The sequence below is a fragment of the Shewanella sp. W3-18-1 genome (assembly GCF_000015185.1).
GTDB lineage: Bacteria > Pseudomonadota > Gammaproteobacteria > Enterobacterales > Shewanellaceae > Shewanella > Shewanella putrefaciens.
This window is the reverse complement of sequence record NC_008750.1, coordinates 3,580,785-3,604,361: the sequence shown is the minus strand read 5'-3', so window position 1 is coordinate 3,604,361 and position 23,577 is coordinate 3,580,785. Positions and strand designations below refer to the sequence as shown.

The following is a 23,577-nucleotide window of genomic DNA, read 5'->3' as shown; positions in this document are numbered from 1 at the left end:
CAATAGACAAAAGGCTGATGAAAATCAGCCTTTTTTGTTCAGTTTTTGGCTTTTATGTAAGCGATAGCTGAGTCATCTAAACAGCTTGAAGAGATATAACTGGTGCCTGCTTTATGGGTGATCAAAAAACCTTTTTCAGTTTCGTTAATACGGTATATATCCGTCCACAGTATTTGGCTATTAACATATTGTGATTGAGTGCGAATACCCTGTTCATCAATGGTTAGGGTAACGTCATTACTGGCCGCTTTACTCATCATTTGCCGCATCAGCCACCAAGCTTTATGGTATTTCACATTCAGCGCCTCGATAACGCCTAACCCTACGAAGAAGTAAGCTAAATACAGGCTAATGTCGGTGAAGATAAGCGCGATACCTATGAGTACCAGCCCAATCCCTTTGTAATAGGGTTTAAGTGTGGGATCTGGGGTGACAGATTGAGTATAACATTCATCAAAATGCGCTTTATCTAGGATATAAGTTGTGGAATAGGAATAAGGCGTAGGCATAGTGTTATCTAATTAGAAACTCGCTTTGTGGCGGCTAGTGTAGCGATTTCCGCTTTCAAAGTAACGACTTTAAGCGTGAGTGCATGATGGCAAAGTGGACCTATTTATCCACTTATGCCGATAAAGCCCAATCATATCGATAAATTATTTATGATTTGAGCCGAAAGTTGATATAGATCCTCCGCTGTTATGCATCAATAACGATTGCGCTCTGCAGGAATATCGCTTAAATACTCCACAAATTCCACTTCAAACCCATGGGCGTCGAAGAAGTAAATATTGCGTCGATAGGGGTCTTCCATGCCATCTTTAGCAATAGGGAAACCTGCCTGGGTCAGTCTTGCTATCACAGCATCTAAGTCGTCGGTCACAAAGGCAAAATGCGCTAGGCCTATTTGGTGACCCGTTAAATCGCGGTTTTCACCTTCACCATTGTCACTAAAAGCAATGTATTGATAATCATCGCCAAAATGAATCCAATTACGCGGTTTGCCGTACCAAGTGCCTTTATCACCCCCGCGTACGCGCCAGTGGGGAAAAGCCGCTTGATAAAAGCGAAGTGCTGCAGGGATGTCGTCTACCACTAAATTGATATGCTCTAAATGAATCATAATGCGTTCCTTGTAATGATTTTAGTCTGTCGTTGGTGGTTAAAATCTCAAGCCGCTTACATACCGTAACAGTATTCCTGCTGTTTGGGGTACGCTTGATTGGCATGTTGTTCACGAATGGGGGCTAATGCTTGGGCGTATTGATGCAGCATATATAAGCTGTATTGCACTCTTTCCCTAAGCGCGATATCGCGGGCACTCTCAGGGATGGCATTGAGTACATGGCTGACATTGCGAATGATTAAGTGATCGGGGATGGGCACTAATTTATTATTTTTAAGTGCATTCATTTTTAGTTCAACGATAGGGTAGGTACCGCTAATACCATCCGATATTGATACTAACAAGGTGGGTTTATGGGCGGTTTCTTCACGAGTACACATCAACAAAAAGTTCTTCAGTAATGGTGATGCCATACCGCCCCATTCCGGGGTGATCAGCACTAGCGCATCGGCTTCATCGACTCTGTGCTCTATTTCGGGCCAGTGTTCACCTTTGTTGTTTTCTTCTCCGTCCCAAAAGGGCAGATTAAACAGGCATAGTTCTAAGTGATGTATCGTGTCGTAACCCATAGTATGGGGCGATGAGAAACTGCTTTCCGCGATATAACGACCGACTTTAGCACTTTGTGAATCGGGTCTTTGGCTGGTGCTGATGATGAGTAACTTCATTAAGTAAACCTATTTGTTTATAAATTATTTGTAAGGTAATTGCTTTATTTAATCTTGTAAAGGATAAAGTAAATAAAAAAGTTTATTTAATCTGTTAAAGAGCGGGCGAATGGGGGATAATCCGTTGCGAAGACTGGAGATTTCAAATGAAAACCACTGATAAGATTGTTCAATTACTCAAGTTGCATGGCCCGCTCACCGCTAAAACCTTAGCGGAGGAATTGGCGTTAACAACTATGGGGGTGCGTCAACATCTTCAGGCTTTGGAAGATATGGGTGATGTGGATATTGAGGATAGAGTTGAAGGTCGCGGTCGCCCAACACGTTACTGGGGCTTGACTGAGCAAAGCCGCACTCACTTTGCCGATCGCCATGAGGAATTGACGGTACAGCTGATTGACTCGGTAAAAATGATCTTTGGCGACCAAGGCTTGGATAAGCTTATCGGTCACAGGGAGCAAAGTGCGTTAGTCCAATATCGTGCCGCAATGGAAGGTGCTACTGATATTCCGACACGTTTGGCCATACTTGCGAAATTACGCTCGAACGAAGGTTATATGGCGACGATGGAGCAAATCGATGGAGTGTATTTTCTACTCGAAAATCATTGTCCTATCTGCGCTGCTGCAACACATTGTTTAAATTTTTGCCGCTCAGAGTTGCAATTATTTCAGCAACTATTTGCAGATATCGCCACCGTGAATCGAGAAGAGCATATTATCGAAGGTGCACGCCGTTGTGCATATCGAATTGTGTCACTCACCCCACAAGTACCATAAACGCCTTGTTAAGACGGTATACTCAGTGAGCGTTTGTTCTTTTTATGGTGTTTGAGGCAACATGCAATCTAAACGTGGTCGACTCGATAGATATTTAAGCGCGAAGATGCAGATGCCCCGCAAATTAGTGCGTGATTTACTGCTATCTGGGCGTGTGCAAGTGGATGGGCAGATTGTTAAAGAGATGGACAGACAAGTGGATGAGTTTTCCCATATCCAACTCGATGATCAAGTTTTACAGGCCAATACTCCGGTTTATATGATGTTACATAAGCCTGTTGGCGTGGTGAGTGCGACTAAGGATAACCAACATAAGACGGTAATCGACCTACTTGATAATGAATATCGGCACGAATTGCATATCGCGGGTCGACTGGATTTAAATTCTTCTGGATTATTGCTCCTGACTAACGATAGTCGATGGTCCGAGGCGCTTATGTCACCAACAGAAAAAGTCGATAAAGTGTATCGTGTGACGCTTGCAAATCCACTAACACATGATTATGTAACAGCATTTGCTGAAGGTATGTATTTTGGTTTTGAAGATATCACGACTCAACCCGCAAAACTGGTTATCCTCGATTCCCATTTGGCTGAAGTGACGTTAAAAGAAGGTAAATACCATCAAATAAAGCGTATGTTTGGCCGATTTCGTAATCCTGTGATTGGTCTACATCGGTTATCCATTGGTGACATAGTGTTAGATGAACAGCTTCAACCTGGTGAGAGTCGAACTCTCACCGCGGCTGAGATTGCTTGCATAAAAATCTAAACTCAGAGGCTGTTCTCTAAATTAGAGTTTAAAGGCACTGACTTGATTGCGCATACTGCTGGCGAGTTTTGTTAAATTTATCACCGACTCACTTAACTCAGCCGCCGATGTTGTAGAGTGTTCGGCAATATCGCTAATGGCAATAATGCTGCGATTAATGCTCTCTGCTACACTGCTTTGCTCTTCTGCTGCGGTCGCTATGTGGGTATTTAATTCCGTGATGCTATCAACAGAAGTGACAATTTCTTTGAGCGCTTGACCTGCCTGATTAGCTTTATCATTGGCATCATCCACCTGATGAATACCTATTTCCATGGCACTTACCGCTTCTTTTACGCCCTGCTGTAGTGTCGCTATCATGGCTTCAATTTCTTGGGTTGATTTTTGGGTACGTTGGGCAAGAGTTCTTACTTCATCGGCCACGACAGCAAAGCCTCTACCTTGTTCCCCCGCGCGAGCGGCTTCAATGGCGGCGTTTAATGCCAGTAGATTAGTTTGCTCCGCAATACTTTTAATCACATCGAGCACTCGGCCAATATTTTGGCTTTCATTAGCCAAAAAGCCGATAACTTTTGCCGTTTTTTGAATTTGATCGGAAAGCTGCGACATACTGTCAATGGATTGCATCACAATACTATTACCGTTGGCAGCATAGGTATCTGCATCTTTGGCTGAATCGGCTGCTGCAGCCGCACTTTGGGCGACTTCTGCAACGGTTGCCGTCATTTCGTTCATTGCTGTGGCAGTTTGCTCTGTCTCCGCTTGTTGCTGTTGCATACGTTTATTGGTTGCTTGAGTAAAACTACTAAGATCGGTTGCTGAGTGATTAACGGTATTTGCCGCTTCGGCAATGGAATTCAAAATACCTCTTAAGTGCTCAATCACTTGGCTTAGGCTAGTTGAGATTTGCCCAAGTTCATCATTATTGAAGGTCTTAAACTTAATGGTGAGATCGGAATGTTGATGGATGGTCCTTAACTTATTTACTATATCGCTGATAGGGTTCATGACACTGCGGTTAACCCATAGGCCAATTAAGATACTGATTAACATGGCAATAGCCGATAAGATGATGAAAATCGTAATAGACGATTGATAAATGTCTTTAACGGTATTTTTTTCCTGTCCTGCAATTTTGATCTGTAATGCAATTAGCTCCGATATTTTGCCACTGATGGGGTCTATCGCGTGGTAGAGCGGCATAATATTGTCGTTCAGTTGGCCTGTGATATTACCGTTTAAACTTCTTAAGCGTGCAGTAAGGGTATTTATCTGTTGGTTTGCAGGCGCAAAGAGTGCCTCAGCTTGTTTTGCTAAGACTGATTCTTCTGAAGTAAGCTCCGTCGCTAAATATTTTTGCCAATATTGAGTAATGGTTGATTTTGCATTTTCAAGTGCACTTGCACCATCCGATGCGCTCAAACCGCCAGCATTGGTCTTATTGACGGCATCAATTACATCTACCGCATATTTATCAGCAATGACTTTTAAGTCATCAAGTGGAACCACTCTGTCGTTGTAGATACGTTCGACACCAACCTCAATTTTTCCCATCATATTTACGGCAATAAAACCGATCATAAGGAGCATGATTAGTGGAACTAAAATACCGATAAACATTTTTTGTTTAATTTGTAGGCCGTTCATATGGATGCCTCTGTGAACTAAATGAGTCCTTTGGGCAGAGCTCAAGCTATCCCTATGATGAGTCTGTAAGATTAGTTATAGCAAACTTGCGGGAGTTAAAGAGAAATGGAGGAAAATTTTATTTTAGATACAAAAAAACCTCGCTTAGCGAGGTTTAATGTTGGTACAGATGAGAGGACTTGAACCTCCACGCCCTTGCGAGCACCAGCACCTGAAGCTGGCGTGTCTACCAATTCCACCACATCTGCATGGCTATTCGATATTTCATCGAATTGACAATCTTAACACTGTGAATCTTAACTTTTGAACTGCAATTTGGTACAGGTGAGAGGACTTGAACCTCCACGCCCTTACGAGCACCAGCACCTGAAGCTGGCGTGTCTACCAATTCCACCACACCTGCACTGTATCTATCGCAGTTCTCTAACATAAGTGGCTATCGCAACCTATTTAAAGATGGTGCCCGAACCCGGAATCGAACCAGGGACACGAGGATTTTCAATCCTCTGCTCTACCGACTGAGCTATTCGGGCGACGGGCGCAATTTAAAGGCTTTTCGGGTTTTGAGTCAATAGATTTTTACTAAATAACCTAAAAATGGGTGTAGTTGCATAAGTTTTACTCGAATAAGGGATTACGCTGTACTATTACTCATTCGGGCAGATTAAAAATCGATAAAGACGCATGACTTCGTTAGTTAGAAAGGATGAACATATCTAAAAAGAATGCCCCTTCAAAGGGGCATTCTTAACTAGTTTGATAAGATTTCATTGTTTGGATAGTTAGCTTGCATTACCATGAGCACGTTTTGCTTCAGCTGGTTCTGACCTAATTCGCCGTAAGCTTCTATCATTATTTCTAAGGCCCGCTCTGTTGAAGGGGTGCCAGGATATGTTTCTAGTACTGATTGAGCTCGGATTGCCGCGGCGCTCCAAGCGTTCATTTTGAGATAATATTCGGCAACTTGAATTGAATATTTTGCCAAGCGATTTTTCAGCGAAAACATACGCTTTTGTGCATCAGCAGCATATTTGCTGTTAGGATAGGTTTTGATTAAACGGTCAAAATCTTTAAAGGCATCTTGGGCATTTTTAGGATCGCGGTCAGTTCTATCAATACTCAACATATCATGGAATAGATAGTTATCAGCCTGCATGTTGACCAGTCCTCGCATATAGTAGACATAGTCGATATTAGGATGGGTTGGGTTAAGACGGATAAATCTGTCTATATTGGCGATACCAGAAGCGACATCATCCATTTTGTAATAAGCATAAATCAAGTCTAATTGGACTTGGGTTTTATGCGGTCCGAAAGGGAAGCGAGAGTCTAGCGCTTCCAAAGAACGGACAGCTTTAGCGTAATTACCAAGCTCCATGGAGGTTCTTGCCTGAGAATAAAGCACATCAGGTGAGGTTTTGGCTGCAATATCGCTATCATCAGGGCTGCTGCTACAGGCTGATAACGCTAGTGAAAATAGGACTAAGGTAACGCCTTTGGAAAATTTATACATACTTGAATTCAATTCTTTTTAAGTTGTAGTTAAGAATTTTTCCATTTCACTATAAAATAGAAAACATCCGATTGTAACAGATAGCACACATTTTTTGACCCCTAAATGGGGATACGGTTCCTATGACACAAGAGATTAATCTAAAAAGCGAGATTTCGGCAACACAAACTGGCCTGAGATTAGATCAGGCACTAGCTGAGTTGTTCCCAGATTACTCGCGCACGCGCATCAAGGAATGGATCCTATCTGATGCAGTTTATGTTGACGGGGTAATTGTTAATAAGCCTCGCGAGAAAGTATTCGAGCTACAACAGATTGAAATTGCTGCAACTCTTGAGGAAGAAGTGCATGCAGCAGCACAGGCCATCGAGCTAAATATTGTCTATGAGGACGATCATATCCTTGTTATCAATAAGCAAGCAGGATTAGTTGTGCACCCTGGTGCTGGTAATGCTGATGGTACGCTAATGAATGCGCTTTTACACCATTGTCCCGATATTGAGCATGTGCCGCGTGCGGGTATTGTGCACCGTCTCGATAAAGACACGACAGGTTTGATGGTAGTGGCCAAAACGGTTGAAGCACAAACCCATTTAGTGGCTGCTTTGCAGGCCCGTGAAATCACTCGTGAATACGAAGCGATTGTGATGGGGACTATGACAGGTGGCGGTACTGTTGATGAGCCGATTGGCCGTCATCCAACCAAACGCACTCATATGGCGGTGCATCACTCTGGTAAACCAGCCGTTACCCATTATCGGGTTGCCGAAAAGTTCCGTAATCACACGCGTTTAAGATTGCGCCTTGAATCGGGTCGTACGCATCAAATTCGTGTGCACATGGAATACATTGGCCACGTATTAGTGGGCGATCCTGTTTATGGTGGTCGTCCGAAACCACCAAAGGCCGCGAGCCCAGAGTTTTTTGAAATTCTGAAAAACTTTAAACGCCAAGCGCTACACGCTGTGCGTCTTGAATTAGCGCACCCAGTGAGCTGTGAAATCATGAGTTGGCAAGCGCCAATTCCTGAAGACATGGTGATTTTAACGAAAGCACTGCGTCAAGACACGGTCGAACATCCGATCGAGTATTTGTAAATGTTTAATCACGATTGGCCTGTTCCTGCTAATGTTGGCATCGCTATGACAAATCGTCATGGCGGTGTGAGCGTACATCCCTATGATAGTCTCAATCTTGGGCTGCATGTCGGTGATGTTGAAGAGCGGGTGATGGCTAATCGTGACTTACTCTGCAAACAATTAGCGTTAACCGCCGAGCCTGTCTGGCTCGAGCAAGTGCATGGTACTCATGTGCTTAATTTAGACGCGCTGAGCTTAGCTCATGCTGCGGATACACCGATTGCCGATGCCAGTTACAGCCGAACCGCTGGACGAGTTTGCGCTGTGATGACCGCCGATTGTTTGCCTGTGTTGCTGTGTAATCAAGCGGGAACCGAAGTGGCTGCGGCTCATGCTGGTTGGCGTGGTTTGTGTGATGGCGTGATTGAGGCAACTGCGGCGCAGTTTAGTTCACCTATGGATGAGTTGATTGCCTACCTCGGCCCGGCTATTGGTCCACAAAAATTTGAAGTCGGCGTTGAAGTACAGCAAGCCTTTTGTACTTTACATCTACAGTCGGCAGCGTGTTTTATTCCAAGTGGTAACAAGTATCTTGCCGATATTATTGGCTTGGCTAAATTACGCTTGAGTTTACTCGGGATAAACCCTATTTATAGCGCAGATATCTGCACAGTCAGCGACACGGATTACTTCTCTTATCGTCGCGATAAGGTGACGGGACGCATGGCTTCATTGATCTGGCTTAAGTCTTAAGCTAATTCCCTTACAGCTTGTATTTATTTGCGTGTTATTCGCTTGAATTTGGCTAAATAGCCCCCATCTTTTAACTAACGAAATGTAATACCAATCCTATTTTGAACTCTCCATTTGACACGCTAATTCAAAGCCGTTCATTTGGTAAGGTATCTGGTGGATTGGCATATATCTAATATGTGAGTTTTAGGAGGCTGTATGCGACTCGATCGTATGACCAATAAATTCCAGCTTGCCATCTCAGATGCCCAATCACTTGCTCTTGGGCGTGATCATCAGTTTATCGAACCGCTACATTTGATGATGGCACTGCTTAACCAGGATTCTGGTTCAATCCATCCCTTATTAACCCAAGCGGGTATTCGTGTTAGTGCGCTGCGATCGCTCTTGAGTCAAGAGTTAGAACGCTTACCTCAAGTTGAAGGAACTGGCGGCGATGTGCAGTTATCCCAAGGGTTAATCCGTTTATTAAACCTGTGTGATAAGTTAGCGCAAAAGCGTAAAGACAAATATATCTCTAGCGAGCTATTTGTGTTGGCGGCATTAGAAGGCAGCGATGCCCTTGCTCAGGCGTTGAAAAAAGCCGGAGCAACGAAAGAGTTAATGGAGCAAACCATTGAACAAGTGCGTGGCGGCCAAAATGTCGATGATCCCAATGCCGAAGATCAACGCCAAGCGTTGAAGAAGTTTACTATCGATCTCACTGAGCGAGCCGAACAAGGCAAGTTAGATCCAGTGATTGGCCGTGACGATGAAATTCGCCGCACGATCCAAGTGTTACAACGTCGCAGTAAAAACAACCCTGTCCTTATCGGTGAACCGGGTGTCGGTAAAACGGCGATTGTTGAAGGACTTGCCCAGCGTATCGTTAATGGTGAAGTCCCCGAGGGGATTAAAAATAAGCGTGTCTTATCCCTCGATATGGGCTCATTGATTGCGGGTGCTAAATATCGTGGTGAGTTCGAAGAGCGTTTAAAAGCGGTACTTAATGAGTTGTCACAGGAAGAAGGTCAAGTGATCCTCTTTATCGACGAACTGCATACTATGGTTGGTGCCGGTAAAGGTGAAGGCGCAATGGATGCGGGTAACATGCTCAAACCTGCGTTAGCGCGTGGTGACTTGCACTGTGTGGGTGCGACAACGCTCGATGAGTATCGTCAGTATATTGAAAAAGATGCGGCGCTTGAACGACGTTTCCAAAAAGTGCTGGTGGATGAACCAAGCGTTGAAGACACTATCGCCATTTTGCGTGGACTGAAAGAACGTTACGAGCTGCATCATCATGTGGAAATTACCGATCCGGCGATTGTGGCGGCAGCGACTATGTCGCACCGTTATGTGTCGGACCGTAAGTTACCCGATAAGGCGATCGATTTGATTGACGAAGCGGCATCGAGCATCCGTATGCAGATGGACTCAAAACCTGAGTCACTCGACAGGCTCGAACGTCGTGCTATCCAGCTCAAACTGGAGGAGCAAGCGTTAGCCAAAGAAAATGATGAGGCGAGTCGTCGCAGGCTTGACCATCTGCAAGAGGAATTACGTGACGTTGAAGCGAAAGCGTCAGAGTTGAACGAAATCTGGCGTACTGAAAAAGCCGCATTAGCGGGCACTCAGCATATTAAAGCCGATCTCGAACAGGCTCGAATGGACTTAGAAGTGGCGCGTCGTGCGGGTGATTTAACTCGGATGTCTGAGTTGCAATACGGTCGTATTCCTGAGCTTGAAAAACAGCTTGATTTGGCATCGCAAGCCGAAATGCAGGACATGACGTTATTGCGTAACAAGGTCACTGAGTTCGAAATCGCTGAAGTACTGTCGAAAGCGACGGGAATACCCGTATCGAAAATGCTGGAAGGCGAGCGTGAAAAATTACTGCAAATGGAAGTGGCGCTGCACGAGCGTGTGATCGGCCAAAACGAAGCCGTCGATGCGGTCGCGAATGCGATTCGTCGTAGCCGCGCGGGTCTGGCTGATCCAAATCGCCCGATTGGCTCGTTCCTGTTCTTAGGCCCAACGGGTGTAGGTAAAACTGAGCTGTGTAAATCACTGGCGAGGTTCTTATTTGATACCGAATCGGCTTTAGTGCGCATTGATATGTCTGAGTTTATGGAAAAACACTCAGTATCGCGTTTAGTGGGTGCGCCTCCAGGATACGTAGGTTATGAAGAGGGCGGTTACTTAACGGAAGCCGTTCGTCGTAAACCTTATTCGGTGATATTGCTTGACGAAGTCGAGAAAGCGCATCCCGATGTGTTTAACATTTTACTGCAAGTGCTTGATGATGGACGCTTAACCGATGGTCAAGGTCGTACTGTCGATTTTAGAAATACAGTGATCATCATGACCTCGAACTTAGGCTCCGACATTATCCAAGAAGGATTTGGTCAAGTGACCTATGCAGAGATGAAAGCAGCGGTAATGAATGTGGTGACTCACAGTTTCAGACCCGAGTTTTTAAACCGCATCGATGAATCTGTGGTGTTCCATCCATTGGATGCTGCCAATATCAAGCGTATTGCTTCGATACAAATTGCTTCCTTACGCCAACGTTTGGCTGAAAAGGACTATACATTGGAGATCACCGACGAGGCATTATCATTGATTGCGGAAATTGGTTTCGATCCTGTGTATGGTGCAAGACCGTTGAAACGGGCATTGCAGCAAGAAGTCGAAAACCCGCTGGCGCAGAAATTACTGCGTGGTGACTTGTTGCCGGGTAAACCGATCAAGGTCAGCTGTGCGGGTGGCGAGTTAGTGTTCGAGCAATAACCAGTAGTCAGTATCGCTCCCGCTTCAAGCACTAAACGAAAAGAGCCGAGTTAAAAACTCGGCTCTTTTTATTGCATTAGCATTAATCATTCTTCGTTAATGGCTATTTCTTATCACAGAAGAGTTTGATTCTTTCCTGCTGCTGGGCAATCGAGGCTTGGCGGTCTTCCTCAGTCATAGCGACAGATTCACCCGAGTCTGAAGTTTGGCGGATAAGCTTAGTATGCGTTGTGAGTATTTCTAAATTGTGTTTTGCACTCTCACAAATGGATTTAGCCTGTTTGACGTCTTTTTCTTTAATCAGCGCCGCTGACTTTTCTAATTCATTGGCTTCAGAAGTGGGATCTGCTTTTTTTATCGGCCCGATAAAACCGACTTTCGCTTGCTCTAAATCTTCACTGTAGAGTTTTTCTGCTTTGATTTTTTCTTGTTGTGGTGCTTGTTGACTGTAATGCGTTACCCCATTTTCATCGACCCAAGTATAGATAACGCCCGCAGAAACGGGGCCAATGAAAAGACCGAGCCAGAGCCATCGATACAGTATTGTTCTGAACATGTTCACTTTTAACATCGAAATTATCCCTAACTGGTCTCTCATCGACATGATAATAAAATATGTTATCTTGAAAGCTAACTTCTCTTCACTGAACTAGCGTAATTAAGTGTATGCAAAATTCTTCAAATCAAGCAGTAAAGAATAAAGGTATCTATTTACTACCTAATCTTTTTACGACAGCAGGATTATTTTCTGGCTTTTATGCCGTGATTGCTTCCATGAATGCTAACTTTGAAGCTGCTGCAATAGCCATTTTTATAGCCATGATCTGTGATGGTCTCGATGGTCGAGTCGCAAGACTGACCAATACCCAAAGTGATTTTGGGGCCGAGTACGACAGTATGGCAGATATGGTGTCCTTTGGGATGGCGCCAGCATTACTTGCCTATAATTGGGCACTAGCTGATTTAGGTAAAATAGGCTGGCTAGCGGCATTTATTTACTGTGCTGGTGCCGCATTAAGACTTGCTCGGTTTAACACACAAGTTGGCGTTGCCGATAAGCGCTATTTTCAGGGACTCGCAAGTCCGGCCGCCGCGGCTGTTATTGCTGGCAGTATCTGGCTTGGTAATCAATACAGTCTCGATGGAAAAAATATCAGTTGGATTGCAGCCCTTGTGACTGCGGCAACGGGTCTATTGATGGTCAGCAATTTCCGCTATCACTCCTTTAAAGAAATTGATTGGCGTGGCAAGGTTAACTTTATCGTGATCTTACTGGTCGTCGGTGTGTTTGTGGTGGTGTCTGTTCAACCTGCTTTGATCTTATGTGTCGGTTTCTACTTATATGCGATTTCAGGTCCGATCATTACGATTCGAACTGTGAGAAAACTCAAAGTCGCTCATATTGTCGGTGATGATACGGTGACGAATGTCGAGATCAATTCCTCAACCCAAGCTGCCGCACAAACACAAAGTGCTACAGTTATCGAAAAAGGGAAACAAGAAGATCATCAATCTTAGGGCTCAGGCTTATTAATCATTGCCCATTATTTCCTATGCTGATCATGAAATAAGTCGTCGCACTGGGCATAACCTTTTAAAAGCCAGTTGATATAGCCAAAAATAGCTATCAACTACTGTTTATGCCTATTCAATCTATGAAAAAAGCAGCAGTAGGCTATTTTGTCTGCCAAACTTATCCTCCCAAACGGCGGATTTTCCAATAATTGCCTCGTATTTATACGTATTGATTGTTATTTGTTCGCTTGGTGTGAATTGTAAAAAAAGCGCTTGCAGAAAAAGTTTCGCTGCCTATAATGCGCATCCACTGACACGGCAGACAGCGAAAGCCAGCTGACGAGTTAGGTTGAATTGAACAGCTTTTAAGCACTTAATTCAAGCGCAGCAAGAAGTTGAAAAAACTCCTTGACGCGAAACGGGAAATGCGTAGAATACGCAGCCCTAGCCAACTGGAAGCGTTCGACGCTCAGTGTGGTACTCACCTTCTCTTACGAGGTTGAGTTGCTCTTTAACAAGATAAAACAAGAAATCTGTGTGGACACTCACAGGTGTTGAGTTAATCGAAACTGCTTAACCTTCGGGTTGGCAGTCAAAAATTTAAATCAATGTAATAATGAGTGTTCATAGCAATATGTACATAATTTTGATTTCGCTTTTTTAAAAGCGGAAACAAATGACAGAATTCATTGAGCCGTTTGACGTAAGTCAAACAACAAAACTTTAATTGAAGAGTTTGATCATGGCTCAGATTGAACGCTGGCGGCAGGCCTAACACATGCAAGTCGAGCGGCAGCACAAGGGAGTTTACTTCTGAGGTGGCGAGCGGCGGACGGGTGAGTAATGCCTAGGGATCTGCCCAGTCGAGGGGGATAACAGTTGGAAACGACTGCTAATACCGCATACGCCCTACGGGGGAAAGGAGGGGACCTTCGGGCCTTCCGCGATTGGATGAACCTAGGTGGGATTAGCTAGTTGGTGAGGTAATGGCTCACCAAGGCGACGATCCCTAGCTGTTCTGAGAGGATGATCAGCCACACTGGGACTGAGACACGGCCCAGACTCCTACGGGAGGCAGCAGTGGGGAATATTGCACAATGGGGGAAACCCTGATGCAGCCATGCCGCGTGTGTGAAGAAGGCCTTCGGGTTGTAAAGCACTTTCAGTAGGGAGGAAAGGGTAAGGTTTAATACGCCTTATCTGTGACGTTACCTACAGAAGAAGGACCGGCTAACTCCGTGCCAGCAGCCGCGGTAATACGGAGGGTCCGAGCGTTAATCGGAATTACTGGGCGTAAAGCGTGCGCAGGCGGTTTGTTAAGCGAGATGTGAAAGCCCTGGGCTCAACCTAGGAATAGCATTTCGAACTGGCGAACTAGAGTCTTGTAGAGGGGGGTAGAATTCCAGGTGTAGCGGTGAAATGCGTAGAGATCTGGAGGAATACCGGTGGCGAAGGCGGCCCCCTGGACAAAGACTGACGCTCATGCACGAAAGCGTGGGGAGCAAACAGGATTAGATACCCTGGTAGTCCACGCCGTAAACGATGTCTACTCGGAGTTTGGTGTCTTGAACACTGGGCTCTCAAGCTAACGCATTAAGTAGACCGCCTGGGGAGTACGGCCGCAAGGTTAAAACTCAAATGAATTGACGGGGGCCCGCACAAGCGGTGGAGCATGTGGTTTAATTCGATGCAACGCGAAGAACCTTACCTACTCTTGACATCCACAGAACTTTCCAGAGATGGATTGGTGCCTTCGGGAACTGTGAGACAGGTGCTGCATGGCTGTCGTCAGCTCGTGTTGTGAAATGTTGGGTTAAGTCCCGCAACGAGCGCAACCCCTATCCTTATTTGCCAGCACGTAATGGTGGGAACTCTAGGGAGACTGCCGGTGATAAACCGGAGGAAGGTGGGGACGACGTCAAGTCATCATGGCCCTTACGAGTAGGGCTACACACGTGCTACAATGGCGAGTACAGAGGGTTGCAAAGCCGCGAGGTGGAGCTAATCTCACAAAGCTCGTCGTAGTCCGGATTGGAGTCTGCAACTCGACTCCATGAAGTCGGAATCGCTAGTAATCGTGGATCAGAATGCCACGGTGAATACGTTCCCGGGCCTTGTACACACCGCCCGTCACACCATGGGAGTGGGCTGCAAAAGAAGTGGGTAGCTTAACCTTCGGGGGGGCGCTCACCACTTTGTGGTTCATGACTGGGGTGAAGTCGTAACAAGGTAGCCCTAGGGGAACCTGGGGCTGGATCACCTCCTTACCTATACGACTAACTCGATGCTTTTGAGTGTTCACACAGATTGCTTGTTTAGCTTCTCTCACGAGAAGTCAGAGCGAAACATCCCTCTAGCAGGTCGATGTAGTTCTTTAACAATTTGGAAAGCTGATAGTATTAAACACAATGATGTCTGTCGTTGTGTTGATACGAAAAAAGTTTAATGCGAGAGCATTGAACATTGAGTTCTCAAACACTTTATTAAGTGTCTTGAATATTCAAGTCTAAGGCGCGTCCACTTCTTTGGTCAGAAGTGAGACAAGTAAAACCAGCTGGTCGCAACAATTCAAGTGAAACTCATTTGGGTTGTATGGTTAAGCGACTAAGCGTATACGGTGGATGCCTTGGCAGTCAGAGGCGATGAAGGACGTAGTAACTTGCGAAAAGCGTTGGCGAGCTAGTAACAAGCATTTGAGCTAACGATGTCCGAATGGGGGAACCCGGCCGCATAAGCGGTCATCATGTAGTGAATACATAGCTACATGAGGCGAACGAGGGGAACTGAAACATCTAAGTACCCTTAGGAAAAGAAATCAACCGAGATTCCCCTAGTAGCGGCGAGCGAACGGGGATTAGCCCTTAAGTCTATGGGGTGTTAGTGGAATGGTCTGGAAAGTCCAGCGGCACAGGGTGATAGCCCCGTACACGAAAACTAACCGTAGATGAAAACGAGTAAGGCGGGACACGTGACATCCTGTTTGAATATGGGGGGACCATCCTCCAAGGCTAAATACTCCTGACTGACCGATAGTGAACCAGTACCGTGAGGGAAAGGCGAAAAGAACCCCTGTGAGGGGAGTGAAATAGAACCTGAAACCGTATACGTACAAGCAGTGGGAGCGGTACTTGAGACCGTGACTGCGTACCTTTTGTATAATGGGTCAGCGACTTACATTTTGTAGCGAGGTTAAGCGAATAGCGGAGCCGTAGGGAAACCGAGTGTTAACTGCGCGTTTAGTTGCAAGGTGTAGACCCGAAACCCGGTGATCTAGCCATGGGCAGGTTGAAGGTTGAGTAACATCAACTGGAGGACCGAACCGACTAATGTTGAAAAATTAGCGGATGACTTGTGGCTGGGGGTGAAAGGCCAATCAAACCGGGAGATATCTGGTTCTCCTCGAAAGCTATTTAGGTAGCGCCTCGAGCGAATACCATTGGGGGTAGAGCACTGTTAAGGCTAGGGGGTCATCCCGACTTACCAACCCTTTGCAAACTCCGAATACCAATGAGTACTACTCGGGAGACAGACGGCGGGTGCTAACGTCCGTCGTCAAAAGGGAAACAACCCAGACCGTCAGCTAAGGTCCCAAAGTGTATGTTAAGTGGGAAACGATGTGGGAAGGCTTAGACAGCTAGGATGTTGGCTTAGAAGCAGCCATCATTTAAAGAAAGCGTAATAGCTCACTAGTCGAGTCGGCCTGCGCGGAAGATGTAACGGGGCTAAACATACCACCGAAGCTACGGGTGCAGCCCATTAGGGTTGCGCGGTAGAGGAGCGTTCTGTAAGCCGTTGAAGGTGAAGGGGTAACCCACGCTGGAGGTATCAGAAGTGCGAATGCTGACATGAGTAACGATAAAGGGGGTGAAAAACCCCCTCGCCGAAAGACCAAGGGTTCCTGTCCAACGTTAATCGGGGCAGGGTGAGTCGACCCCTAAGGTGAGGCCGAAAGGCGTAATCGATGGGAAACAGATTAATATTTCTGTACTTCCGCTAACTGCGATGGAGAGACGGAGAAGGCTAGGCTAGCGCGGCGTTGGTAGTCCGCGTTTAAGGTGGTAGGTGGGTGACTTAGGCAAATCCGGGTTGCTATACACTGAGAGCTGATGACGAGGTCCTACGGGACTGAAGTAGTTGATGCCATGCTTCCAGGAAAATCTTCTAAGCTTCAGGTTAGCGGGAATCGTACCCCAAACCGACACAGGTGGTCGGGTAGAGAATACCAAGGCGCTTGAGAGAACTCGGCTGAAGGAACTAGGCAAAATGGTACCGTAACTTCGGGAGAAGGTACGCTCCTGTTGGTGATGAGACTTGCTCTCTAAGCTGACGGGAGTCGCAGATACCAGGTGGCTGCAACTGTTTATCAAAAACACAGCACTGTGCAAACTCGCAAGAGGAAGTATACGGTGTGACGCCTGCCCGGTGCCGGAAGGTTAATTGATTGGGTTATCGCAAGAGAAGCTCATGATCGAAGCCCCGGTAAACGGCGGCCGTAACTATAACGGTCCTAAGGTAGCGAAATTCCTTGTCGGGTAAGTTCCGACCTGCACGAATGGCGTAATGATGGCCACGCTGTCTCCAGCCGAGACTCAGTGAAGTTGAAATTGCGGTGAAGATGCCGTATACCCGCGGCTAGACGGAAAGACCCCGTGAACCTTTACTATAGCTTGGCACTGAACATTGAACCTACATGTGTAGGATAGGTGGGAGACTATGAAGTTGGGACGCTAGTCCTGATGGAGTCGTCCTTGAAATACCACCCTTGTAGTTTTGATGTTCTAACCTAGACCCCTAATCGGGGTTAGGGACAGTGCCTGGTGGGTAGTTTGACTGGGGCGGTCTCCTCCCAAAGAGTAACGGAGGAGCACGAAGGTTGGCTAAGTACGGTCGGACATCGTACGGTTAGTGCAATGGCATAAGCCAGCTTAACTGCGAGACATACACGTCGAGCAGGTACGAAAGTAGGTCATAGTGATCCGGTGGTTCTGAATGGAAGGGCCATCGCTCAACGGATAAAAGGTACTCCGGGGATAACAGGCTGATACCGCCCAAGAGTTCATATCGACGGCGGTGTTTGGCACCTCGATGTCGGCTCATCACATCCTGGGGCTGAAGTCGGTCCCAAGGGTATGGCTGTTCGCCATTTAAAGTGGTACGCGAGCTGGGTTCAGAACGTCGTGAGACAGTTCGGTCCCTATCTGCCGTGGGCGTTGGATGATTGAGGGGAGTTGCTCCTAGTACGAGAGGACCGGAGTGAACGAACCGCTGGTGTTCGGGTTGTCATGCCAATGGCATTGCCCGGTAGCTACGTTCGGAATCGATAACCGCTGAAAGCATCTAAGCGGGAAGCGAGCCCCAAGATGAGTCATCCCTTGGACTATAAGTCCACTAAAGAGCCGTTCGAGACTAGGACGTTGATAGGCATGGTGTGTAAGCGTTGTGAGGCGTTGAGCTAACATGTACTAATGACTCGAGAGGCTTAACCATACAACCCAGATGGGTTTTACAAAGAAGCCTTAGACAGAATATAAACACTTAATGAAGTGTGGACTCAAAGAAATCAGTTTTCCGAATTCACTGGAATAAGAATTTATCAACTACATCCATGTAGTTGACCCTAACGGGCCGCGCTAAAGCGCGTTAAAAATTGTTCCGGACAATTTTTTGCTTGGTGACAATAGCATTGTGGAACCACCTGATCCCATCTCGAACTCAGAAGTGAAACGCAATCGCGCCGATGGTAGTGTGGGGTCTCCCCATGTGAGAGTAGGTCATCGCCAAGCGCCTAATTATCTTGTAAAGATGTAACCAAGCCAGCTGAATAAGCTGGCTTTTTTGCATCTGTGATTGATGAAATCGACTGTATTTCTCCGCTAGCCCGTGAGTTTTATCCTTTTCTCTCTACATCAGCACTTTTTGTATTTATACCATTTCCATTAATTATATGATCTAATTGATTATCAGTTTTTTAATCATACAAAATATGAATAATCCCAACATCACAGCCTTAGTGAAATCGGAGAAAAGCACACACAAACGTATGCGCTATCTTGCCTTACTCCATTTTACTGATGGCCATTCTCGTACCCTATCGCAATCATGCTCAAGGTTAGTAGAACCAGTGTGAATCGATGGATCACCGCCTATTTAACCAAGGGCTTAGCGGTCTAGACGATACGCCCAATCTGGGCCGCACTGCTACATTGTCCACAGCACAGCAGGCCAAACTAAAAGCGTTTGTACAGCATCAAAGCCTATCTGAACAGGGTGGCAGCTTGATGGCCAAGGACGTCGGCCATTTTATCCAGACTGAATTTGGCGTGACGTTCAAGCAAGCGAATATCTACCGCTTGCTACATCAACTTGGCTTCTCTGGATGACCACTCGCTCGCTACCCAAAACAATCTGAAGCCGTACAAGAGGCTTTTAAAAAACGTCCAGATGGCAACGATCCTTAACACGCTTGGGCATGTTGCGTTCGATTGCATCGATGTTTAGTTTCAATATGAGGCCCGATTTGGCCAACAGAATACAACCACCCGTATTTGGGCCAATAAAGGCACTCGTCCACGGGCAATCAAGCAGCAACAATTTGAATCTACATATCTATATGGCGTAGTGTGTCCGGCAACGGGGCGACACAAGCGGCATGCCAATTGCGAATATATGTACGAATATTTAAAGCTGATCTCAACCGCGACGACATTCGGACGCCACATACTGGTCATCATGGGTGGAGCTAGTTGGCATCAACAGGATTTGGCCGATGACTTTGATAATCTCACCCTCCTCAAGTTGCCTCCTTATTCACCGGAGTTGAATCCAATAGAGCAGGTATGGCAATGGTTGCGTCAAAATGTGTTAGCCAACCGTTGTTTTAGTGATTATGACGACATTGTCGAACAGTGTTCCATCGCGTGGAATACCTTCATTGGGAAGAAAGTAAGAGTGAGTAAATTGCGCACTAGACAGTGGGCAAATCCGACCAATTAATTAATATAATTTATAATATTGGAGGATAGCTACTATTTGCATAATTTATCACTAGGTGGCTCTTATTACTTTTTGTCTTTATTCAAACAATCTTTGTTTAGGGATTTATGCCACTTAGGATTTGCTTATCTTTTGTTGAGGAATATGGATTTATTCCTCGATTTTATGAGAAATCCATATAGATATCCTTATAAATTCACTTACATGGTAAGACCAATTTACATTGCATTGGTGTTTTTGGTATCTATTGGTTATGTTTGGTAAGTGCGAGTTAGATCTGTACTTTGTATTTGTTGTGAATATTTAGTCTTTGCGTGTGATTTTATATGCTGCGTTTGCACCTTGCTGTTGAGTGGTGATGGGGCTCTTAAGTTCAAATTGAATTAGTGCATGTGAACAAAAATAGTTTAAGTCTAATTAGGTTAAAATTTGAAGGAGTTGTGGGGCTATGGGGGAGTTAACTCTGCAGTTGCTGGATGCTGTTGGCATTATGCTTTTGGGGATGGGTTTGGTCTATCTGTTTTTAAGTTTACTGATCCTTGGGATCCATTTGGTTGCAAAGTGGTGTGCTAAGGATGTTGCTCTTGATAGTCATTCAAAAGAATTGCAAAAAATTAAACAATCTACATTGCCTCTGAGTGTTGCACCTTTAGATCCTAAAGTTGTGGCTGCAATTACATTGGCCGTTAGACAGTATCGTTCACAGATAGAATAATGGGAAGCAGTATGACTTTTGTACCACTCGCTAAGATGGCTGTGACTAAGCCGTTACTTTTAACTGACGTTGTTCTACGAGACGCACATCAATCTATCTTAGCAACGCGTCTGCGAATCGATGATATGTTACCGATAGCGCCGTTACTCGATAAGATCGGTTTCTGGTCGTTGGAGTCTTGGGGCGGGGCGACTTTTGATGCCTGTATTCGTTATCTTGGTGAAGATCCCTGGGACAGAATTCGTGAGCTAAAAAAGGCCATGCCAAATACTCGGCAGCAAATGCTGCTGCGTGGTCAAAACCTATTAGGCTATCGCCATTATGCCGATGATTTAGTCGTGCGTTTTGTTGAGCGTGCCCATACCAATGGCGTCGATGTATTTCGTATTTTCGATGCGATGAACGATGTACGCAATCTTGAGACTGCAGTGAAAGCGGTGCGTCAAGTTGGCGGCCATGCACAGGGGACGATCTCATACACAACTAGCCCAGTGCATTCCATAGAGACTTGGGTGGATATGGCAAAGCGTCTTGAAGATATGGGATGTGATTCTTTGTGTATCAAAGATATGGCGGGATTACTTAAGCCTATGGAGGCGTTTGAGCTTATCAGTCGACTAAAATCCCAAACGCAACTCGTATTATCTATGCACTGCCATGCAACGACAGGATTAAGTACCGCCACTTACCAGAAAGCCATTGAAGCGGGTATCGATGTGCTCGATACGGCAATTTCGTCGATGAGCCAAACCTATGGACATACTGCAACTGAAACCGTTATCGCTATGGTGGAAGATACTGAGCGTGCGACTGGTTACGATATGGTGTTGCTTGAAGAGATTGCCGCTTATTTCCGTGAAGTGCGTAAGAAGTACGCTAAGTTTGAAGGCGCGCTGAAAGGCATAGATTCGCGGATCTTACGTGCGCAAGTGCCTGGCGGCATGTTGACCAATATGGAAAGCCAACTTAAGGAGCAAGGCGCGGCCGATAAGATGGACTTGGTTTTGGAAGAAATTCCTCGCGTTCGTGCGGATTTGGGTTTTTTGCCTTTAGTGACGCCTACATCGCAGATTGTTGGCTCTCAGGCAGTCATCAATGTGCTAATGGGTGAGCGTTACAAGTCACTGACTAAAGAGACTGAAGGCGTTCTCAAGGGAGAATATGGTGCGACGCCTGCGCCAGTTAATGCCGCGTTGCAGACCAGAGTCTTGCAAGGCGCAGAAGCTATTACGTGTCGTCCTGCGGACTTATTAATGCCAGAGCTGGTTAAGTTAAGGCTGGACTTGGCAGAAAAAGCGCAGGAACAAGGCATTCGCCTATCGTCAGAGCATGACGATGATGTACTGACTTATGCGCTTTTCCCACAGATTGGGTTACAGTTTTTAAAAAACCGCGACAACCCAAGTGCCTTTGAGCCTAAACCTGAATTGACTTCGGTACTTGCTGCTTCTAATGCTGCGGATCGTGGCCCTGAAACTTATACCGTGACCGTCGAAGGGCAAGAGTACGTAGTTGAAGTCGCCGCAGGCGGTGAGATCTCGCAAATCCAGCCACAGGGACAAAGTGTTCATGCTGTGCAAGCTGTGACTGAGAGTACAATGCCAGCAACAAGTCATGGTGAAGTAAGACTTGAAATGAGTGCCCCCTTATCGGGCAACATTTTCAAAGTACATGTTTCGGCAGGCGATAGGGTACGCGAGGGGGATGTGGTGATTATCCTTGAGGCCATGAAGATGGAAACTGAGATCCGTGCTCAAGGGGATGGCATAGTCGCTAAACTCTGGGTAAAAGAAGGCGATTCAGTGTCTGTGGGTTCTCAATTATTGGCCTTGGCGTAGGAGTCATTATGGAAGGGTTAATGGCTTTTTGGGCCGAAACGGGAATTGCTCACTTTACTGGTGGTCAAGTATTGATGATGGCGGTAGGAGCATTGCTCTTGTATCTCGCTATCGTGAAGGGGTTTGAGCCTTTGCTATTGCTACCCATAGGTTTTGGTGCTGTGCTGGCAAACATTCCCCATGCTGGATTTACCGAGGAAGGCGGTATCTTGTATTACGCCTATCATGTTGGAATTGAAACTGGAATATTTCCATTACTTATCTTTTTAGGGGTAGGTGCACTTACAGATTTTAGCGCCTTGATAGCTAATCCAAAAACCTTATTGTTAGGTGCCGCAGCGCAATTTGGTATTTTCTCAACACTCATTGGTGCGATAGCACTTAACTTAGTGCCCGGTTTTGAGTTTACCATGAAAGATGCCGCAGCTATTGCTATTATTGGTGGTGCCGATGGTCCTACGGCGATTTTCTTAGCTTCAAAACTGGCGCCAGAGTTGTTAGGTGCGATTGCGGTTGCGGCTTATTCCTACATGGCTTTAGTCCCGATAATTCAACCCCCAATCATGCGCTTACTAACGACCCAAGCTGAGCGCGAAATTAAAATGGAGCAGTTACGCGAAGTCAGTAAGAAGGAAAAGATCATTTTTCCTCTGATGGTTTTAGGATTGACGATTTTGTTCTTACCTGCTGCAACCCCGCTTGTCGGCATGTTTTGCCTAGGCAACTTGATGCGTGAATCGGGTGTTGTTGATAGACTATCTAAGACTGCGCAAAACGAGCTTATCAATATAGTGACGATTTTCTTAGGGTTAGCTGTGGGCTCTAAGCTTTCTGCGGAGCAATTTTTAAGGATTGAGACTCTGGGTATTTTAGTGCTTGGGGCGTTAGCGTTTAGTATTGGCACTGCGGCGGGAGTCCTGATGGCAAAGCTGATGTGCAAGCTTTCCGGTGGTAAGGTTAATCCTCTGATTGGGGCTGCGGGTGTTTCTGCCGTTCCTATGGCGGCACGCGTTGTGAATAAAGTCGGTTTAGAAGCTAACCCACACAATTTTCTGCTAATGCATGCAATGGGGCCAAATGTAGCAGGTGTATTAGGTTCCGCAGTGGCGGCGGGGATTTTACTGGCGGTGCTTGGCTAAGTTGTTTTTGCTTACAAGCCAACTGAATAAGTTGGCTTTTTTATGCAGTTAACCAAAGCAGTAGCATTAGGATCAAAATTAAGGTGCCACTGATAGCGATAATGTAAATAAACCCACGTTTGCCCTGTTTAAGGGGAATACCATTGGCTTGTAAAAAAAGCGTCCATAGCAGACAAAGGATAAGTGGAAACAGAAAAAGTTTAGTCATAGTGAGTTCTACTCTGAATAAATAGTAATAGCATAGCGTAGACTTTGAAGTTTAACAGTTTGA

Annotated in this window: 16 protein-coding genes, 3 tRNA genes, 3 rRNA genes and 1 pseudogene; 13 read left to right on the top strand and 10 right to left on the bottom strand. The window is 45.8% G+C overall.

What is annotated here, in order from left to right:
* Positions 1 to 38: 38 nt before the first annotated feature.
* The 3 genes from SPUTW3181_RS16390 to SPUTW3181_RS16380 form a co-directional block, all read right to left on the bottom strand.
* A complete protein-coding gene (locus tag SPUTW3181_RS16390) occupies positions 39 to 509 on the bottom strand; it encodes a YcxB family protein (protein WP_011790415.1) in 471 nt (156 codons plus the stop codon).
* Between the two features lie 194 nt (positions 510 to 703).
* On the bottom strand, positions 704 to 1,120 hold the full coding sequence (locus SPUTW3181_RS16385) for a VOC family protein (RefSeq protein ID WP_011790414.1): 417 nt from the start codon (positions 1,118 to 1,120) through the stop codon (positions 704 to 706).
* Between the two features lie 56 nt (positions 1,121 to 1,176).
* Positions 1,177 to 1,791: an NADPH-dependent FMN reductase gene (locus SPUTW3181_RS16380; RefSeq protein WP_011790413.1), complete on the bottom strand. Its 615-nt coding sequence runs from the start codon at positions 1,789 to 1,791 to the stop codon at positions 1,177 to 1,179.
* 146 nt (positions 1,792 to 1,937) lie between these two features.
* Here SPUTW3181_RS16380 and SPUTW3181_RS16375 point away from each other — a divergent pair, with 146 nt between their 5' ends.
* Together SPUTW3181_RS16375 and SPUTW3181_RS16370 are read left to right on the top strand one after the other, a co-directional pair.
* Positions 1,938 to 2,570, top strand: coding sequence for a helix-turn-helix transcriptional regulator (locus SPUTW3181_RS16375; protein ID WP_011790412.1), 633 nt, complete (start codon positions 1,938 to 1,940; stop codon positions 2,568 to 2,570).
* 61 nt (positions 2,571 to 2,631) lie between these two features.
* Positions 2,632 to 3,342, top strand: coding sequence for a pseudouridine synthase (locus SPUTW3181_RS16370; RefSeq protein ID WP_011790411.1), 711 nt, complete (start codon positions 2,632 to 2,634; stop codon positions 3,340 to 3,342).
* 21 nt (positions 3,343 to 3,363) lie between these two features.
* On the opposite strand, the gene SPUTW3181_RS16365 is transcribed toward SPUTW3181_RS16370, so the two are convergent.
* The 5 genes from SPUTW3181_RS16365 to SPUTW3181_RS16345 all read right to left on the bottom strand — a co-directional run bounded on the left by SPUTW3181_RS16365 (position 3,364) and on the right by SPUTW3181_RS16345 (position 6,502).
* A complete protein-coding gene (locus tag SPUTW3181_RS16365) occupies positions 3,364 to 4,989 on the bottom strand; it encodes a methyl-accepting chemotaxis protein (RefSeq protein ID WP_011790410.1) in 1,626 nt (541 codons plus the stop codon).
* A 161-nt stretch (positions 4,990 to 5,150) separates the two neighbouring features.
* Positions 5,151 to 5,237 (bottom strand) — tRNA-Leu (locus SPUTW3181_RS16360).
* A gap of 68 nt (positions 5,238 to 5,305) precedes the next feature.
* Positions 5,306 to 5,392: transfer RNA gene (locus SPUTW3181_RS16355), tRNA-Leu, on the bottom strand.
* 54 nt (positions 5,393 to 5,446) lie between these two features.
* A tRNA-Phe gene (locus SPUTW3181_RS16350) sits at positions 5,447 to 5,522 on the bottom strand.
* Between the two features lie 218 nt (positions 5,523 to 5,740).
* Entirely contained in the window at positions 5,741 to 6,502 is a 762-nt protein-coding gene (locus tag SPUTW3181_RS16345) for an outer membrane protein assembly factor BamD (protein WP_011790409.1), read from the bottom strand.
* 122 nt (positions 6,503 to 6,624) lie between these two features.
* Between SPUTW3181_RS16345 and rluD the strand changes: the two genes are divergently transcribed.
* From rluD to clpB, 3 genes are all read left to right on the top strand, one after another.
* Positions 6,625 to 7,599 carry a 23S rRNA pseudouridine(1911/1915/1917) synthase RluD gene (rluD, locus tag SPUTW3181_RS16340; RefSeq protein WP_011790408.1) on the top strand — a complete coding sequence of 325 codons (975 nt, stop codon included), beginning with the start codon at positions 6,625 to 6,627 and terminating at the stop codon, positions 7,597 to 7,599.
* A complete protein-coding gene (gene pgeF / locus SPUTW3181_RS16335; RefSeq protein WP_011790407.1) occupies positions 7,600 to 8,334 on the top strand; it encodes a peptidoglycan editing factor PgeF in 735 nt (244 codons plus the stop codon).
* A gap of 198 nt (positions 8,335 to 8,532) precedes the next feature.
* On the top strand, positions 8,533 to 11,106 hold the full coding sequence (clpB, locus tag SPUTW3181_RS16330) for an ATP-dependent chaperone ClpB (protein WP_011790406.1): 2,574 nt from the start codon (positions 8,533 to 8,535) through the stop codon (positions 11,104 to 11,106).
* 103 nt (positions 11,107 to 11,209) lie between these two features.
* On the opposite strand, the gene SPUTW3181_RS16325 is transcribed toward clpB, so the two are convergent.
* Entirely contained in the window at positions 11,210 to 11,677 is a 468-nt protein-coding gene (locus tag SPUTW3181_RS16325) for a DUF4124 domain-containing protein (RefSeq protein ID WP_011790405.1), read from the bottom strand.
* Between the two features lie 95 nt (positions 11,678 to 11,772).
* Between SPUTW3181_RS16325 and pssA the strand changes: the two genes are divergently transcribed.
* The 8 genes and pseudogenes from pssA (at position 11,773) to SPUTW3181_RS16275 (ending at position 23,306) form a co-directional block, all read left to right on the top strand.
* Positions 11,773 to 12,624: a CDP-diacylglycerol--serine O-phosphatidyltransferase gene (gene pssA / locus SPUTW3181_RS16320; RefSeq protein WP_011790404.1), complete on the top strand. Its 852-nt coding sequence runs from the start codon at positions 11,773 to 11,775 to the stop codon at positions 12,622 to 12,624.
* A 721-nt stretch (positions 12,625 to 13,345) separates the two neighbouring features.
* A 16S ribosomal RNA gene (locus SPUTW3181_RS16315) occupies positions 13,346 to 14,888 on the top strand.
* 327 nt (positions 14,889 to 15,215) lie between these two features.
* Positions 15,216 to 18,108, top strand: a 23S ribosomal RNA gene (locus SPUTW3181_RS16310).
* 180 nt (positions 18,109 to 18,288) lie between these two features.
* A 5S ribosomal RNA gene (gene rrf, locus SPUTW3181_RS16305) occupies positions 18,289 to 18,404 on the top strand.
* Together the 16S, 23S and 5S rRNA genes form the textbook arrangement of a ribosomal RNA operon.
* A 200-nt stretch (positions 18,405 to 18,604) precedes the next feature.
* Positions 18,605 to 19,614, top strand: a pseudogene (locus SPUTW3181_RS21680) (IS630 family transposase).
* A 448-nt stretch (positions 19,615 to 20,062) separates the two neighbouring features.
* Positions 20,063 to 20,329 carry an OadG family protein gene (locus SPUTW3181_RS16285; RefSeq protein ID WP_011790401.1) on the top strand — a complete coding sequence of 89 codons (267 nt, stop codon included), beginning with the start codon at positions 20,063 to 20,065 and terminating at the stop codon, positions 20,327 to 20,329.
* An 11-nt stretch (positions 20,330 to 20,340) separates the two neighbouring features.
* Positions 20,341 to 22,167 carry a sodium-extruding oxaloacetate decarboxylase subunit alpha gene (gene oadA / locus SPUTW3181_RS16280; RefSeq protein ID WP_011790400.1) on the top strand — a complete coding sequence of 609 codons (1,827 nt, stop codon included), beginning with the start codon at positions 20,341 to 20,343 and terminating at the stop codon, positions 22,165 to 22,167.
* An 8-nt stretch (positions 22,168 to 22,175) separates the two neighbouring features.
* Complete coding sequence (locus SPUTW3181_RS16275; RefSeq protein ID WP_011790399.1) at positions 22,176 to 23,306, top strand: sodium ion-translocating decarboxylase subunit beta; 1,131 nt, start codon at positions 22,176 to 22,178, stop codon at positions 23,304 to 23,306.
* 40 nt (positions 23,307 to 23,346) lie between these two features.
* Here the strand turns inward: SPUTW3181_RS16275 and SPUTW3181_RS22005 are convergent, their stop codons facing one another.
* The gene (locus tag SPUTW3181_RS22005) at positions 23,347 to 23,514 is read right to left on the bottom strand and encodes a hypothetical protein (RefSeq protein WP_011790398.1); all 168 of its coding nucleotides are present in this window, start codon (positions 23,512 to 23,514) and stop codon (positions 23,347 to 23,349) included.
* Between the last annotated feature and the right edge of the window lie 63 nt (positions 23,515 to 23,577).

What these genes read in the sequence shown, in the direction of transcription:
- pgeF (WP_011790407.1), top strand. Translation starts at nt 7,600, where the DNA reads ATGTTTAATCACGATTGGCCTGTTCCTGCTAATGTTGGCATCGCTATG.
- SPUTW3181_RS16275 (WP_011790399.1), top strand. Translation starts at nt 22,176, where the DNA reads ATGGAAGGGTTAATGGCTTTTTGGGCCGAAACGGGAATTGCTCACTTT.
- clpB (WP_011790406.1), top strand. Translation starts at nt 8,533, where the DNA reads ATGCGACTCGATCGTATGACCAATAAATTCCAGCTTGCCATCTCAGAT.
- oadA (WP_011790400.1), top strand. Translation starts at nt 20,341, where the DNA reads ATGACTTTTGTACCACTCGCTAAGATGGCTGTGACTAAGCCGTTACTT.
- SPUTW3181_RS16345 (WP_011790409.1), bottom strand. Translation starts at nt 6,502, where the DNA reads ATGTATAAATTTTCCAAAGGCGTTACCTTAGTCCTATTTTCACTAGCG.
- SPUTW3181_RS16325 (WP_011790405.1), bottom strand. Translation starts at nt 11,677, where the DNA reads ATGTTAAAAGTGAACATGTTCAGAACAATACTGTATCGATGGCTCTGG.
- rluD (WP_011790408.1), top strand. Translation starts at nt 6,625, where the DNA reads ATGACACAAGAGATTAATCTAAAAAGCGAGATTTCGGCAACACAAACT.
- pssA (WP_011790404.1), top strand. Translation starts at nt 11,773, where the DNA reads ATGCAAAATTCTTCAAATCAAGCAGTAAAGAATAAAGGTATCTATTTA.
- SPUTW3181_RS16370 (WP_011790411.1), top strand. Translation starts at nt 2,632, where the DNA reads ATGCAATCTAAACGTGGTCGACTCGATAGATATTTAAGCGCGAAGATG.
- SPUTW3181_RS22005 (WP_011790398.1), bottom strand. Translation starts at nt 23,514, where the DNA reads ATGACTAAACTTTTTCTGTTTCCACTTATCCTTTGTCTGCTATGGACG.
- SPUTW3181_RS16385 (WP_011790414.1), bottom strand. Translation starts at nt 1,120, where the DNA reads ATGATTCATTTAGAGCATATCAATTTAGTGGTAGACGACATCCCTGCA.
- SPUTW3181_RS16375 (WP_011790412.1), top strand. Translation starts at nt 1,938, where the DNA reads ATGAAAACCACTGATAAGATTGTTCAATTACTCAAGTTGCATGGCCCG.
- SPUTW3181_RS16365 (WP_011790410.1), bottom strand. Translation starts at nt 4,989, where the DNA reads ATGAACGGCCTACAAATTAAACAAAAAATGTTTATCGGTATTTTAGTT.
- SPUTW3181_RS16285 (WP_011790401.1), top strand. Translation starts at nt 20,063, where the DNA reads ATGGGGGAGTTAACTCTGCAGTTGCTGGATGCTGTTGGCATTATGCTT.
- SPUTW3181_RS16390 (WP_011790415.1), bottom strand. Translation starts at nt 509, where the DNA reads ATGCCTACGCCTTATTCCTATTCCACAACTTATATCCTAGATAAAGCG.
- SPUTW3181_RS16380 (WP_011790413.1), bottom strand. Translation starts at nt 1,791, where the DNA reads ATGAAGTTACTCATCATCAGCACCAGCCAAAGACCCGATTCACAAAGT.